At 72.2% G+C, this 14717-nt stretch carries 7 protein-coding genes and 1 tRNA gene; 6 read left to right on the top strand and 2 right to left on the bottom strand.

The genetic code is table 11. The features are described 5' to 3' along the window. Positions 1 to 68: 68 nt before the first annotated feature. From ABD269_RS28340 to ABD269_RS28315, 6 genes are all read left to right on the top strand, one after another. Positions 69 to 1595, top strand: a complete 1527-nt coding sequence (locus tag ABD269_RS28340; RefSeq protein WP_301893621.1) for a DUF7059 domain-containing protein — start codon at positions 69 to 71, stop codon at positions 1593 to 1595. A 358-nt stretch (positions 1596 to 1953) separates the two neighbouring features. Further along, positions 1954 to 4788, top strand: coding sequence for a type I DNA topoisomerase (gene topA / locus ABD269_RS28335; protein ID WP_344122430.1), 2835 nt, complete (start codon positions 1954 to 1956; stop codon positions 4786 to 4788). A 177-nt stretch (positions 4789 to 4965) separates the two neighbouring features. Further along, positions 4966 to 8424, top strand: a complete 3459-nt coding sequence (gene tmk / locus ABD269_RS28330) for a dTMP kinase (protein ID WP_344122428.1) — start codon at positions 4966 to 4968, stop codon at positions 8422 to 8424. 193 nt (positions 8425 to 8617) lie between these two features. Continuing rightward, on the top strand, positions 8618 to 9832 hold the full coding sequence (locus ABD269_RS28325; protein ID WP_344122426.1) for a DNA polymerase III subunit delta': 1215 nt from the start codon (positions 8618 to 8620) through the stop codon (positions 9830 to 9832). 465 nt (positions 9833 to 10297) lie between these two features. After that, positions 10298 to 11944 (top strand): alpha/beta hydrolase, encoded by a 1647-nt coding sequence (locus ABD269_RS28320; RefSeq protein WP_344122424.1) that lies wholly within the window; start codon positions 10298 to 10300, stop codon positions 11942 to 11944. A gap of 98 nt (positions 11945 to 12042) precedes the next feature. After that, positions 12043 to 12116: transfer RNA gene (locus ABD269_RS28315), tRNA-Thr, on the top strand. 43 nt (positions 12117 to 12159) lie between these two features. On the opposite strand, the gene ABD269_RS28310 is transcribed toward ABD269_RS28315, so the two are convergent. Next, on the bottom strand, positions 12160 to 13932 hold the full coding sequence (locus ABD269_RS28310) for a tyrosine-type recombinase/integrase (protein ID WP_344122422.1): 1773 nt from the start codon (positions 13930 to 13932) through the stop codon (positions 12160 to 12162). Then, positions 13929 to 14648: a hypothetical protein gene (locus ABD269_RS28305; protein ID WP_344122420.1), complete on the bottom strand. Its 720-nt coding sequence runs from the start codon at positions 14646 to 14648 to the stop codon at positions 13929 to 13931. The genes ABD269_RS28310 and ABD269_RS28305 overlap by 4 nt, the downstream gene beginning before the upstream one ends. Positions 14649 to 14717: the final 69 nt, after the last annotated feature.

Genomic DNA, 14717 nt, shown 5'->3' with positions numbered 1-14717 from the left:
CCCGAACGAGAGACCCCCGGACCACGCTTCGCGCGCTGAGTGTCCGTGGCGCACCCGACAATAGAGGCGTGAGTACGCTCCTTCCCTTCGCCGACCGCGCGCGCACCGACCGGCTGCGCGATGCCCTGCTTGCCGCGGCGTTCACCGCCGACGGCCTTCTCGACCTGCTGGGCGCGCCCGCCTACGCCGCCCTCGCGCGCAGCGAGACCGTTCCCGCGCTGCGCGCCACGCGGGGTGACGGGCCGCTGGAGACGCTGGTCCGGCTGTTCCTGCTGCAGCGGCCCGCCGCGTACGGCCGGGCCGCCGCCGCGCTGCCCGTGGACGACTGCCTCGCCGACGGCTGGCTGGTGCGCGACGGCGACGAGGTGCGGGCGACCGTCGACGTGCGCCCCTACGGCGGCCCCGAGGGGCAGGACTGGTGGATCGTCTCCGACCTGGGCTGCGCCGTCGGCGGTGCCGGCGGGATCGGGGGCACCGCGGGCCCGGCCGGGGTGGACCGCTCGGAGCTCGTCCTCGGGGTCGGCGGGGCCTCCACCACGCTCGCCGGGATCACCGTGCGCACGCCCGTGGCGAGCGCCCTGGACCTCGGCACCGGCTCCGGCATCCAGGCGCTGCACGCCGCCCAGCACGCCACCAAGGTCACCGCGACCGACCTCAACCCGCGGGCGCTGCACTTCGCCCGGCTCACCCTGGCCCTGTCCGGCGCGCCCGAGGCCGACCTGCGCGAGGGCTCGCTCTTCGAGCCGGTCGCCCACGACACGTACGACCTGATCGTCTCCAACCCGCCGTTCGTCATCTCCCCGGGCGCCCGGCTCACCTACCGCGACGGCGGGATGGGCGGCGACGACCTCTGCCGCACGCTCGTCCAGCAGGCGGGGGAGCGGCTCAACGACGGCGGTTACTGCCAGTTGCTGGCCAACTGGCAGCACGTCGAGGGCGAGGACTGGCGCGAGAGGCTGTCGTCCTGGGTGCCGCGCGGCTGCGACGCGTGGATCGTCCAGCGCGAGGTGCAGGACGTCGCGCAGTACGCGGAGCTGTGGCTGCGTGACGGCGGCGACCACCGCTCCGCCCCCGAGGCGTACGCGGCGCGCTACGACGCGTGGCTGGACGAGTTCGCGGCCCGCAGGACCAAGGGCGTCGGATTTGGCTGGATCACGCTGCGCAAAACGGGCTCCGAGCGGCCCTCCGTGCTGGCGGAGGAGTGGCCGCACCCGGTCGAGCAGCCGCTCGGTGCGTCCGTTCGGGCCCATTTCGAGCGACAGGACTTCCTGCGTTCGCATGACGACGCGGCGCTGCTCGCCGCGCGTTTCCGGCTGGCCGACGAGGTCGTCCAGGAGCAGGTCGGGGCGCCCGGCGCGGAGGATCCGGAGCACGTCGTGCTCCGCCAGAACCGCGGAATGCGGCGGGCGACCAAGGTCGACACGGTGGGCGCGGGCTTCGCCGGAGTGTGTGACGGCTCTCTCAGCGCCGGACGGATTCTGGACGCGATCGCGCAGCTCGTCGGGGAGGACGCGGTGCGGCTCCGCGACCGTACGCCGGAGGCGATCCGGCTCCTCGTGGAGCAGGGTTTCCTGCTCCCGGTGGAAGGTCGATAAGTCGTCCTGAAGGGTCGGGTTCACGTCAGGTCCGACTGGGCATCGTCTTCTGGGACCGCGGGTGGCGGGCCTGTCACCTGCGGTTCCTCGTGCGGTTCCGACCAAAGGGCCGTTCTGGATGCCCCCGGGCCCCCGCTTCCGGTGGCCGTGGGCCCGCCCGGGGACGCCCCGGGCGGGGTCCGGCCGCCGGTTCACTCCGGTGGTGTGCCGGTCCGGGCGGCAGACAGGACGCTTGTCGGGTTACCGTTCGAGTGGCGTTGCGGGCTTTTTCCGTTTGACACGGGGGCGGGATGTACCGTCACACTCCGCAGCGTCACCGCAGCGCCTACACCGAGTGCCGACCGGAAGAAGAGCGAAGTTGTCCCCGACCAGCGAGACCGCACAGGGCGGCCGCCGACTCGTCATCGTCGAGTCGCCTGCCAAGGCGAAGACGATCAAGGGCTACCTCGGCCCCGGATACGTCGTCGAGGCGAGCGTCGGGCACATCCGTGACCTGCCGAACGGGGCCGCCGAGGTCCCGGCCAAGTACAAGGGCGAGCCGTGGGCCCGGCTCGGCGTGAACGTCGACGCCGACTTCCAGCCCATCTATGTCGTCAACCACGACAAGAAGGACCAGGTCAAGAAGCTCAAGGAGCTGCTGGCCGAGTCCGACGAACTCTTCCTCGCCACCGATGAGGACCGCGAGGGCGAGGCCATCGCCTGGCACCTCCAGGAAGTCCTCAAGCCCAAGGTCCCGGTCCGCCGGATGGTCTTCCACGAGATCACCAAGGACGCGATCCGCGAGGCCGTCGCCAACCCGCGCGAGCTGAACAAGAAGCTCGTCGACGCCCAGGAGACCCGCCGCATCCTCGACCGCCTCTACGGCTACGAGGTCTCGCCGGTCCTCTGGAAGAAGGTCATGCCGCGGCTCTCGGCCGGCCGCGTGCAGTCCGTCGCCACCCGGCTCGTCGTCGAGCGGGAGCGCGAGCGCATCGCCTTCCGCTCCGCCGAGTACTGGGACCTCACCGGGACCTTCGCCACGGGGCGCGGCGGCGACGCCAGCGACCCGGGCAACATCGCCGCGCGGCTGACCGCCGTCGACGGCCGCCGCGTCGCGCAGGGCCGCGACTTCGGCTCGACCGGCCGGCTGAAGGACGGCTCGCCGGTCCTGCACCTTGACGAGGCCAATGCCCGCGCGCTGGCCGCGGCCCTCGCCGACTCGGCGTTCTCGGTGCGGTCCGTCGAGTCCAAGCCGTACCGCCGCTCGCCGTACGCCCCGTTCCGCACGACCACGCTCCAGCAGGAGGCCTCGCGCAAGCTCGGCTTCGGCGCGAAGGCCACGATGCAGGTGGCACAGAAGCTGTACGAAAACGGCTTCATCACCTATATGCGTACGGACTCCACCACGCTCTCCGACACCGCGATCTCCGCGGCCCGGGCGCAGGTCACCCAGCTCTACGGCGCCGACTACCTGCCGGAGAAGCCGCGCACCTACGCGGGCAAGGTCAAGAACGCGCAGGAGGCGCACGAGGCGATCCGGCCTTCGGGTGATCGTTTCCGCACGCCCGCCGAGACCGGCCTGACCGGTGACCAGTTCCGGCTCTACGAGCTGATCTGGAAGCGGACCGTCGCCTCCCAGATGAAGGACGCGACGGGCAACTCCGTCACCGTCAAGATCGGCGGCCGGGCGAGCGACGGCCGCGACGCCGAGTTCAGCGCGTCCGGCAAGACGATCACCTTCCACGGCTTCATGAAGGCCTACGTCGAGGGTGCCGACGACCCGAACGCCGAGCTCGACGACCGCGAGCGCCGTCTGCCGCAGGTCACCGAGGGCGACCCGCTGACCGCCGATGAGATCACCGCCGACGGCCACGCGACCAAGCCCCCGGCGCGCTACACCGAGGCCTCGCTGGTCAAGGAGCTGGAGGAGCGGGAGATCGGCCGTCCGTCGACGTACGCGTCGATCATCGGCACCATCCTCGACCGCGGCTACGTCTTCAAGAAGGGCACGGCCCTGGTGCCGTCCTTCCTGTCCTTCGCCGTCGTGAACCTCCTGGAGAAGCACTTCGGGCGGCTCGTCGACTACGACTTCACCGCCTCCATGGAGGAGGACCTCGACCGCATCGCGCGCGGCGAGGCCCAGGCCGTGCCGTGGCTGCGTCGCTTCTACTTCGGCTCCGAAGAGGGAACGGCGGCCGGGTCGGCGGCCGACGCCGGCAACGGCGACGGCGACCACCTCGGCGGGCTCAAGGAGCTCGTCACCGACCTCGGCGCGATCGACGCCCGCGAGGTCTCCTCGTTCCCGGTCGGCGAGGGCATCGTGCTGCGCGTCGGCCGCTACGGCCCGTACGTGGAGCGCGGCGAGAAGGACTCCGAGGGCCACCAGCGCGCCGACGTGCCGGACGACCTGGCGCCCGACGAGCTGACCGTCGAGTACGCGGAGGAGCTGCTCGCCAAGCCGAGCGGCGACTTCGAGCTGGGCAAGGACCCCGGGAGCGGCAACCAGATCGTCGCCAAGGACGGCCGCTACGGCCCGTACGTCACCGAGATCCTGCCCGAGGGCACGCCGAAGACCGGCAAGAACGCCGTGAAGCCGCGGACCGCCTCGCTCTTCAAGTCCATGTCGCTCGACACGGTCACCCTCGAGGACGCCCTCAAGCTGATGTCGCTGCCGCGCGTCGTCGGCAAGGACGCCGAGGGCGTGGAGATCACCGCGCAGAACGGCCGCTACGGCCCGTATCTGAAGAAGGGCACCGACTCGCGCTCCCTGGAGACCGAGGACCAGCTCTTCACGATCACGCTCGACGAGGCCCTCGCGATCTACGCCCAGCCCAAGCAGCGCGGCCGCGCCGCGGCCAAGCCGCCGCTGAAGGAGCTCGGCACGGACCCGGTCAGCGAGCGCCCGGTCGTGGTCAAGGACGGCCGGTTCGGCCCGTACGTGACCGACGGCGAGACCAACGCGACGCTGCGCCGCGACGACGACGTCGAGACGATCACGCCGGAGCGCGGCTACGAGCTGCTCGCGGAGAAGCGGGCGAAGGGGCCGGCGAAGAAGACGGCCAAGAAGGCGCCGGCGAAGAAGACGGCGGCCGCGGCGAAGAAGACGACGGCGAAGAAGGCTGTCGCCAAGAAGACGGCCGCGAAGAAGACGACTGCTGCGGCGAAGAAGACGGCTGCCAAGAAGACGGCGGCGTCGAAGGCTGCGGCGGAGTAGGGGGACCGCGCTTCGCGCGATGTCCTCAAACGCCGGACGGGCTGGAAAAACCAGCCCGTCCGGCGTTTGAGGACGCGCCCGCAGGGCGCTCCGCCGCAGGCGCAACGGAAGCCGCACCGTTCGGACGGGCGTTCTATAGAGACGCGGCGCCCCGTCGCAGGCGGATAGGCTGGCAGGATGACGCGAGCCGAGCAGCCAACAGTGGAAACCCCCACATCCGGGGCACTGGCCGCGGACTCCCGCGAGCGTGCCGTACGGGCCCTGCTGCGCATCCCGCCGCTCCGGCGGCTGTGGAGCGCGCAGTTCGTCGGCGGGATCGGGGACTCCCTCGCCCTCCTGGTGCTCCTGCTGCTGTCGCTCCAGGCGGCCGTCGCGGCGGGCTCCTTCGGGGGCGGCTACCGCGGTGCCGCCCTCGCGATCGCCGCGGTCCTCGGCGCGCGGCTGCTCGCGACCCTGCTCTTCGGCGCCGTCCTGCTCGGGCCGGTCTCCTCGCTGATCGCGCCGAACGGCCCGCTGGACCGCCGCTGGACGATGCTCGCCGCCGACGGCGTGCGGCTGGCGCTGCTGGTGGTGGCGCCGCTGTGGATCGGCTGGACCGGCACCAGGGCGCTCGCGCTGCTGCTTGTGTCGGCCTTCGTCATGGGCGTCGCCGAGCGGTTCTGGACCGTGGCCAAGGACGGCGCGGCCCCCGCGCTGCTGCCCAGGCCGCCCACCGAGGGCGCGGCCGTACGCCCGCTGCCCGATCACCACGACGCGCTGCGCCGCCTCTCGCTGCGTACGAACTTCGTCGCCCTGCCCATAGCCGCGGCCGCGCTCGTCGTCATCACCCTGATCAGCAATCTGCTCGGCTCCGGGATCGCGTGGTTCCACGCGCACCAGGCGGCGCTGGGCTCCTTCCTGGCGGCCGCGCTGTTCGCCGGGTCGGCGACGATCCTCTACCTCCTCGAACTTCCCGGCGTGCAGTCGCCGCGCGTGCGCTCCCCCCTTGAGGGACTGCGCCGCCCCCGGACGCCGCAGGGCCCCGACACCGGACGCACGGGCGCGATCCCGGTGCTCGTCCTCGCCTGTGCCGCCGTCGCGGGCGCGATCGCCGCGGCCGTCGGCGTGGCCACGCTCCAGGCCGTCGACCTGGGCGGCGGGCCGGTGGCCTTCGGGCTGCTGGTGCTCGCGCTGAGCGGCGGCCCCGTCATCGGCATCCGCACCGCGCGGAAGGTCCTGCCGGGCTTCTCGCGCCGCCGCCTGCTCGCGCTGGCCCTCACCCTGACCGGCCTCGCGCTGCTGGTCGCGGGCCTGGTGCCGGACCCGACGACGGTCCTCCTGCTGATCCTGCTCGCGGGCGTCTGCGCGGGCATCGTCGCCAACACCGGGCACTCCCTGCTCGACCAGGAGACCGAGGAGGCCCGGCGGGCCCGTACGACCGAGCACCTGCACGCCGTCGTCCGCGTCACCGCGGCGCTCGGCGCGGTGTTTGCGCCGCTGCTCGCCGCCGCCATCGGACCGCACCGGCTGGAGAGCGGCAGCTTCGTCTTCGCGCACGGCGGGGCGGCGTTCACGCTGATGCTCATCGGCGCGCTGCTGCTGCCCGTCGGCGCCGTCGTCCTCGGCAAGACGGACGACCGGCACGGCGTACCGTTCCGCCGCGACCTGATGGACGTCCTGCGCGGCGGCGACCCGGCGCAGGCGCCGTCGGGTACCGGCTTCTTCATCGCCTTCGAGGGCGGCGACGGGGCCGGCAAGTCGACCCAGGTGCAGGCCGTCGCCGACTGGATCCGCGCCAAGGGCCACGAGGTCGTCGTCACCCGGGAGCCCGGCGCGACGGCCATCGGCAAGCGCCTGCGCGCGATCCTGCTCGACGTGGGCTCCGCCGGGCTGTCCGACCGGGCCGAGGCCCTGCTCTACGCCGCCGACCGCGCGGAGCACGTCGCCTCCGTCGTACGGCCCGCGCTGGAGCGCGGCGCGGTCGTCATCACCGACCGCTACATCGACTCGTCCGTCGCCTACCAGGGCGCCGGGCGCGACCTCTCGCCGACCGAGATCGCCCGCATCTCGCGCTGGGCCACGGACGGGCTCGTCCCGCACCTGACGGTGCTGCTCGACGTCTCGCCCGAGACCGCCCGCGAGCGCTTCACGGAGGCGCCGGACCGGCTGGAGTCCGAGCCGGCGGAGTTCCACCAGCGCGTACGGACCGGGTTCCTGACCCTCGCAGCCTCCGACCCGGCGCGGTATCTCGTCGTGGACGCCGGGCAGGAGCCGGAGGCCGTCTCCACGGTCGTGCGGCACCGGCTCGACGAGGTCCTCCCGCTCTCCGCCCACGAGATCGAGACCCGGGAGCAGGCGCGCAAGGCGGCCGAGGAGGAGGCCCGGCGCAAGGCCGAGGAAGAGGCCGCGCGCAAGGCGGAGGAGGAGCGCCTGGAGCGCGAGCGCCAGGCGCAGCTCGCCAAGCTGCGGGCGGAGGAGGAAGAGCGCAAGCGGCGCGAGCAGGAGGAAGCGCGGCTGCGGGAAGAGGCGCGGGTCGCCGAGGAGGCCCGGAAGCGGGCCGAGGAAGCGCGCCTCGCCGCGGAGCAGGAGCGTCTGCGCCGCGAGGCGGAGGAGCGCACGCGCGCCGCCGAGCAGGAACGGCTCCGCAAGCAGGCCGAGGAAGAGGCCCGGCTGCGCGCGGAGGCGGAGGAACGGCGCCTGGAGAAGCAGCGCAAGGCGGAAGAGGCGCTGCTGAGGGCCGAGCGGGCGCGCATCGAGGCGGAGGCGGCGGCCGCGGCCGCAGCGGCGTCCGCTTCGGCCGCGGTGTCCGCTTCGGCTTCCGAGGCGCCGACGGTCGAGCGGCCGTCGCTCCGTAAGGGTGATCAGCCGGAAGCCGCTGCAGATTCTGCCGGTTCTGCCGGTTCTGCCGGTTCCGAGGAGACGCAGACGGTGGAGGCGCCGGCTCCGCCCGAGCGCGGGGCGGCCCGTTCCGGTGATTCCGACCGGACGCGGACGGTGCGGAGGCCGGTCCTCGGCCGGCCGGATCCGCGGCTCGGCGACCCCGACCTGACCCCGACGGTCGAGCGGCCGCGCGTCGAGCCGCAGGCCGAGCCGGGAGCCGAGCCGCGTACGGAGCCGGAAGGCGCCGCCGACGAGACGGCGGTGCTCCCGCCCGTACGGCCCGCGACGCCCGTCGTCCGCCCGGAGCCGCCGCAGCGCGTCACCTGGGGGATGGAACCGGAGAAGGCCGGCGGCGGCTCGGAGTCCGAGGAGACGGCGGTCCTTCCGCAGCCGACCGCCCGCCCCGCGAAGCCCGCTTCCGCTTCCGAGGCGGAGGCCCCTGCCTCGCCCGGTGCGGAGGACGAGACCGCGGTGCTGCCGCCCGTACGGCCGGAAGGCACGGGTCCGGCCGCCCGGGTCGACCGCCCGGAGGACCCGGCGGACCGCGTGCCGACGTGGCTGTTCCGGCCGGACGACGACGGCGCGGACAGCGAGCGGACGCGTGAGATCCCGCAGACCGCGGGCGAGAGCCCGGAGAGCCGGCGGCGCCGGCCGGGCTGGGCGGAACCTGCCTCCGACGACGCGCCCACGCTGGCCGACGAGCTGCTGGGTCCGCGCGGGAACGCGCGCCGCCAGGCTGACGAGGACCGCAAGGGGCGTCGCCGGGGCGGCCACTAGGTCGGGCGGGCTGGATGGGGCTCGGGTGTGCGGCGCGCCTGCGGCGAGCGGCCTCGACGTCGGCCGGAGTTGAGACCGGGGCTCCGCCCCGGACCCCGCTGCTCGCCCCCTCCGCGGAGGCCGGCGTGGCGTTCCATGTCAGTGCCGTGTCCCACAATGGGTAGCCGCAGGACGAACAGCTCGGAGGGCAGTCATGGCGGTGTGGGACGACCTGGTCGGCCAGGACCGGGTGACGGAGCAGCTCTCCGCCGCCGCGCGCGACGCGGACGCGCTGGTCACCGGCGCGGGCGGCGAGCCGGGCCCGGGTGACAGCGGTGGGTCGATGACGCACGCCTGGCTGTTCACCGGTCCGCCCGGGTCGGGGCGGGCCACCGCGGCCCGCGCGTTCGCCGCCGCGCTCCAGTGCGTCAGCCCGGACCGCTCCGTCGGCGGGGTCCCCGGCTGCGGATTCTGTGACGGCTGCCACACCAGTCTCGTGGGCACGCACGCCGATGTGGAGATCGTGCGCACGGACCAGCTCTCGATCGGCGTCAAGGAAACCCGTGACCTCGTCCGCCGCGCCCAGCTGTCCCCGGCGGTCGGCCGCTGGCAGGTGATCGTCCTGGAGGACGCCGACCGGCTGACCGAGGGCGCGGGCAACGTCCTGCTCAAGGCGGTGGAGGAGCCCGCTCCGCGCACCGTGTGGCTGCTGTGCGCGCCGTCCCTGGAGGACGTGCTGCCGACGATCCGGTCCCGCTGCCGCCTGCTCACCCTGCGCACGCCGCCGGTGGCGGCGGTCGCGGACCTCCTCGTCCGCCGTGACGGCATCGAGCCCGAGATCGCCGGGCAGTCGGCGCGGGCCACGCAGGGCCACATCGGCCGCGCCCGCCGCCTCGCCACCGACGAGCGCGCCCGCGCCCGCCGCACGGCCGTCCTCAGGCTCCCGCTCCGCGTCGACGACGTCGGCGGCTGTCTGAAGGCCGCGCAGGAGCTGATCGACGCCGCCTCCGAGGACGCCAAGCAGGTCGCCGAGGAGGTCGACACCAAGGAGACCGAGGAGCTGCGCGCCGCCCTGGGCGCAGCGGCCGGCACCGGCAGCCGCCTCCCGCGCGGCACGGCGGGCGCCATGAAGGAGCTCCAGGACCGGCAGAAGCGCCGCAGCACCCGCACCCAGCGCGACAGCCTCGACCTCGCCCTCGTGGATCTGACCGGCTTCTACCGCGACGTGCTGGCGATGCAGCTCGGCTCGCGCGTGGAGCTCGCCAACACCGACGTCCGGGACGCCCTCCAGCGCGTCGCCTCGGGCTCCGGTCCGGAGGGGACCCTGCGCCGCATCGAGGCGATCATCGAGTGCCGCCGCGCCCTCGACCGGAATGTGGCACCGCTCCTCGCGGTCGAGGCGATGACGATGGCCCTGCGGGCGGGCTGAGCGCCGGCTGTACTCCACCGGCCGCGGTTCTGCGGGTGGTTGTCGTCCGCACCACCGCTGCGCGGCGGTGTCCTCAAGCTCCCCCGGCTACCTCCCCCAGACTCCGTCCGAGGGTGCCCCCAGAGGTGCCCCCACGGGCTGGATGCGGCTGATGCGAGTGCGCATCGCAGCCCGTCGGGCACCTTCGAGCGTGAGCCGGGGGAGCTCCCGCCGCAGGCGGCGGACGGCCCGCAGCCGGGCTGCCATCCGCCAGGACGGCTCGGACCGGTTCCCCACGCGCGCGGGCGCCGACAGTTACGCGATCTCACTCATACGAGGCCTAGTGGCCCCGCGACTGGCCATGCCGCACACCCATATGGATACGCTCCGTGCGGGCATCGTGATCTGTCGTAACCAACAGTCATTCCCGCTGCCCGCACTTTTCATGCCCGATCACTCCATTCACTCCATCAGAGGGACCAGCCGATGGATTCGAGCCGTCTGCTCCGCACCTCAGGCGCCGTCATCGCGACCGCGGCACTGCTGATCTCCGGCTGTGCCCTGGAGGACTCGGCGCCGAGCGCGTCCGCGGCGGCGAGACCCCAGGCCAGGGGCGACGGCAGCGCCTGGGGGTACTCCCCGGCCGCGGGCGCGATCGACACCGTCCGTTCCCGTACGGGCCTGGCGGCCCCCCTCGCGCCCCTCCCGAAGGCGCTCCCCTCCGCCCTGCGCCCCTACTACGCCCAGAGGCTCGCCTGGCACGCCTGCGGCACCGCCGGCTTCGAGTGCGCCACCCTGACGGCGCCCCTGGACTACGACCGGCCGCGGGAGGGCGGCGACATCAAGCTCGCCGTCTCCCGCAAGAAGGCGACCGGCCCCGGTGCGCACCTCGGCTCCCTGATGGTCAATCCGGGCGGCCCCGGTGGCTCGGCGGTCAACTACCTCCAGCAGTACGCGGGGGTCGGCTATCCCGCCGCCGTCCGCGCCCGCTACGACATGGTCGGCATGGACCCGCGCGGCGTCGCCGCGAGCCAGCCGGTCACCTGTCTCACCAACGCCGAGATGGACGCCTACACCCAGGTCGACCAGACGCCCGACAACGCCACCGAGATCGCCGAGCTGGTCGAGGCGTACCAGAAGTTCGCCGACAGCTGCGCGACCCGCACGGGCAGGCTGCTGGCCCATGTCTCGACCGTCGACGCCGCCCGCGACATGGACATCCTGCGCGCGGCCCTGGGCGACGAGAAGCTGACGTACGTCGGCGCCTCTTACGGCACCTTCCTCGGTGCCACCTACGCCGGGCTCTTCCCGTCCCGCGTCGGCCACATGGTGCTCGACGGCGCCCTGGACCCCTCCCTGGACTCGGAGCGGATCAACCTCGACCAGACCGCCGGCTTCCAGACCGCCTTCACCGCCTTCGTGCAGGACTGCCTCAAGCGCAAGGACTGTCCCCTGGCCCCCGCCGCGAACGCCACCGCGGCGGGGGACCGGCTCAGCGCGCTCTTCAAGCAGCTCGACGCCCGTCCGATCCAGGTCGGGAAGGCCCGCAGACTCACCGAGAGCCTGGCCACGACGGGTGTGATCTCCGCCATGTACGACGAGGCGGCCTGGGGCCTCCTCCGCAAGGCGCTGAGTTCCGCGCAGCACGGCGACGGCGCCCTGCTGCTCCGGCTCTCGGACGCCTACTACGAGCGGGACGGCAAGGGCGCGTACACCAACCTGATGTTCGCCAACGCCGCCGTGAACTGCCTCGACCTCCCGGCGGCCTTCCATGACCCGGACGACGTCCGCGAGGCCCTTCCCGAGTTCCGGAAGGCGTCGCCCGTCTTTGGTACCAGCCTCGCCTGGTCGGCTCTGACCTGCGGTTACTGGTCCTTGCCCGCCACCGGCCGCCCCCACCGCATCCCGGCCAGGGGGGCCGCCCCCATCCTCGTCGTCGGCACCACCCGCGACCCCGCGACGCCCTACCCCTGGGCCCGCTCCCTCGCCTCCCAGCTGGACTCGGGCCGCCTCCTCACCTACGACGGCGACGGTCACACGGCCTACACCCGGGGCAGCCGCTGCATCGACACCGCGATCAACGACTACCTCCTCACGACCACCCCGCCGCCCGCCGCCCAGAAGTGCTCCTGACCTGCGGATCCCCCCTCCCGGCCACCGTGTACGGAGCACCCCTCGAAACTGTGTAGACTTGGGCGCGCTGCTGATGCCGAACCGGTGTCCGGCAGCTTGCCGCCTTAGCTCAGTTGGCCAGAGCAACGCACTCGTAATGCGTAGGTCTCGGGTTCGAATCCCGAAGGCGGCTCAGTGAAAGTCCAGGTCACATTGCCCGTGACCTGGGCTTTTTCTTATGCCGGGACTCGGCGGGGGCGGAACTCGATGATCTTCGCGCCGTTCTGCGTGCCCGTTGCGTGCCCATCCTGATTTGCAACCGCATCGGCTGCCTGCCCGGCAAGGTGGGCGAGCGCCGTCTGAGTGATCTCCTCGACGGTGCGGCCGCCTTCCCCGGCCGCTGCGAAGATCTGCGCGACGAGGTGATCGATAGCCGTCTGCGCGACCTGCTCGACGCGCGGATCGGCGGTTGCCGCCTCGGCGGGCGTCTGCTCAGCACGACGGGCCGCACCGCGCGGCACGATGGCCGCAGTCGCCTCGGCGGCCTCGCGAGCAGCCTTCGGCATGACCGACTGATAGATGTCCCGCGTGATCCGGCTCTCGCTGTGGCCGAGGGTCTCGGACACGATCTTGATGTCGACGCCGGCGGCGAGCATGAGCGAGGCGGCGACGTGCCGCAGATCGTGCAGCCGGATCGGCGGCAGACCCGAAAGCTCGACGAGCCGCTCGAAATAGTCTGTCAGCCACCCAGGATGGATGAACGACCCGTCGGGCATGGTGAACAGGCGCCCGGAGTCGATCCACGCCTCCCCATACGTGAGGCGCTCGGCATCCTGCCGCAGGGCCTGGTCGTCGAGGATCTCATCGGTGTACTGATCGAGGTCGATCACGCGCTCGCCGCTGTCGGTCTTCGGCGCGTTCTCAATGACCTCCCAACCGTCCTGCACGAGCTGCGTCGCAACGGTGAGAGTCCCTGCTGCGCGGTTCCGGTCCGTTCGGCGGACGCCGCATGCCTCCCCGCGGCGCAGGCCCCGGAATGTGATCACATGGAAGAGGCCGTACAGGCGCTCTCCTGTGTCGGCGAGAAAGTCGAGGAAGATCCCGGCTTGCTCCGGAGTCCACACCATGACCGGGCTCGGCTTGATGCCGGTCCGGAGGTACTCGGCGATGCGCTCCTCGGTCCACACAAGCGCCTTGGGACGTCTGTGTGCTTCGAGCTCGACGTGCGCGGCGGCGTTGAAGATGATCGACCCGCGCGCGATAGCGGCGTTCAAGGCAGCGCGCAACGTCGCCTTGATGTGGTGCTGCGTTGCAACGCCTGTGATCCGCCGGAATGGCGGCATCGCGTCGATGGTCTCTTTGATCGCCTTGCGGCGACGGCGGTTCTCAAGTCCCTTCCACGGAATGAGCTTGAGCTCGTCCAGCGCGGTGCGACGGAGAATGTTCGCGTCGTTGATCTCGATGTTCGTCTCGGCAATGGCGGCGAACATCTCGTCGAGGTGGGGGACGGTGAGACGGTCGAGGCGGATGTGCCCGATCCGCGGTATGAGGTGTACGCGGATGTCGACCTCGTACCTGTCTTTCCCCTTCTTGCGGAGCGACTTCTTACCGTCGAGCCATAGTTCGAGCCACTCGGCGACGGTCATGTGCTGTGTGAGTGACTGGCCGGTCGCGAACTTTCTCTTGGTCTCGTCGTAGTCGGGTAGCGGGTCCTTGCTTGCCCCGACGGTTTCGAGCATGTCGCCGAGGCGCCGCCGGCCCTCCTTGTCCTCCTTTTCGGTGATGTTGAGCAGGGCGCGGACCTTGTCGAGGTCGGTCTGCGCGTCGGTCTTGGTGTCGTAGCCGGCGCGGCGGAAGAGGCGCCGCTCGCCGTCCTTGTTCGGCGGCAGTTCCTGCCGGAGGGACCAAACACCGTGGGTGCGCTGCTTGAACTTCGGGCAGGCAGTCCCCAGGGGCTTGCCGGTCTCCTCGCTGCGGCAGTAGCAGCGTTTTGTTGTGGTGCCGTTCACTCGTTGCCTCTCGGTGTGATGCTGTCGGGGGCGTCGAGCATGTCGAGCCCCTTCATGTCCTCGATTACGTCCGCTCGCAGGGCGGGGATCGGGAGCCCTGTGCGCCCCATGTCGTTGATGTGGCGGGCGAGTTCTTCGAGGCGGTGCAGGTATTCGGTTCTTGCAGCGGTGGCACCTCCCTTCGACTCTTCGGCCTCGGCGCGCAGACGGGCCCGTTGGACCGCTTGGCGGCGCCGTTCGAACTCGGGGTACAACGAGGCTGGGTAGGCCGCTGCGCCCCATGCGGCAGGCCACCGGGGGCCGTTCTCCCCGATCGGCCGGGGGTCGGCGTAGTGGCGGCCGTCGACGGGGCCGGCCAGTGTCGGTGTCTCCTCGCCCGTGAACCACTTCCACACCGTGTATGGGTCGCGCGCCTCGGCCGCGGGCACGGTGGGCACTGTCTCCTCGGTCCCCAGCGGGAGGGCCAGGAGAAGCGGGGGGACGGCGAGGGCGAGGCCGAGCACGAGCAGCTCGTCGACGCTGACCTCGCGGCGGCGACGCTTGCCGGTCTTGTCCCGTCGGCCGGTCTCGATGCTCACGATGGCGGCGTATGTCAGCTCGGTAGCACCGAGTCGTGCGCACTCGGCGGCGAGCTGTTCACGGGTGAGGTTGAGGCGTGTTCGGTGTCGCCGTACCTGCTCGGCGATGACGTCGCTTACCGTTCGGTCACTGTGCATGCCGCAAAGCTAACATTGTCTGTTGCGCAGTACTAGGGGTTAGCGTACGTTGACGATCAAGGCCGATTT

Source organism: Streptomyces blastmyceticus (assembly GCF_039521185.1).
Lineage (GTDB): Bacteria > Actinomycetota > Actinomycetes > Streptomycetales > Streptomycetaceae > Streptomyces > Streptomyces blastmyceticus.
The sequence above is the reverse complement of the archived record's forward strand: the minus strand, read 5'-3'. Positions and strand labels throughout refer to the sequence as shown.

Bases quoted from the DNA above. Each gene is read 5' to 3' on its own strand.
- tmk (WP_344122428.1), top strand. From the start codon at position 4,966: ATGACGCGAGCCGAGCAGCCAACAGTGGAAACCCCCACATCCGGGGCA.
- ABD269_RS28320 (WP_344122424.1), top strand. From the start codon at position 10,298: ATGGATTCGAGCCGTCTGCTCCGCACCTCAGGCGCCGTCATCGCGACC.
- ABD269_RS28305 (WP_344122420.1), bottom strand. From the start codon at position 14,648: ATGCACAGTGACCGAACGGTAAGCGACGTCATCGCCGAGCAGGTACGG.
- ABD269_RS28325 (WP_344122426.1), top strand. From the start codon at position 8,618: ATGGCGGTGTGGGACGACCTGGTCGGCCAGGACCGGGTGACGGAGCAG.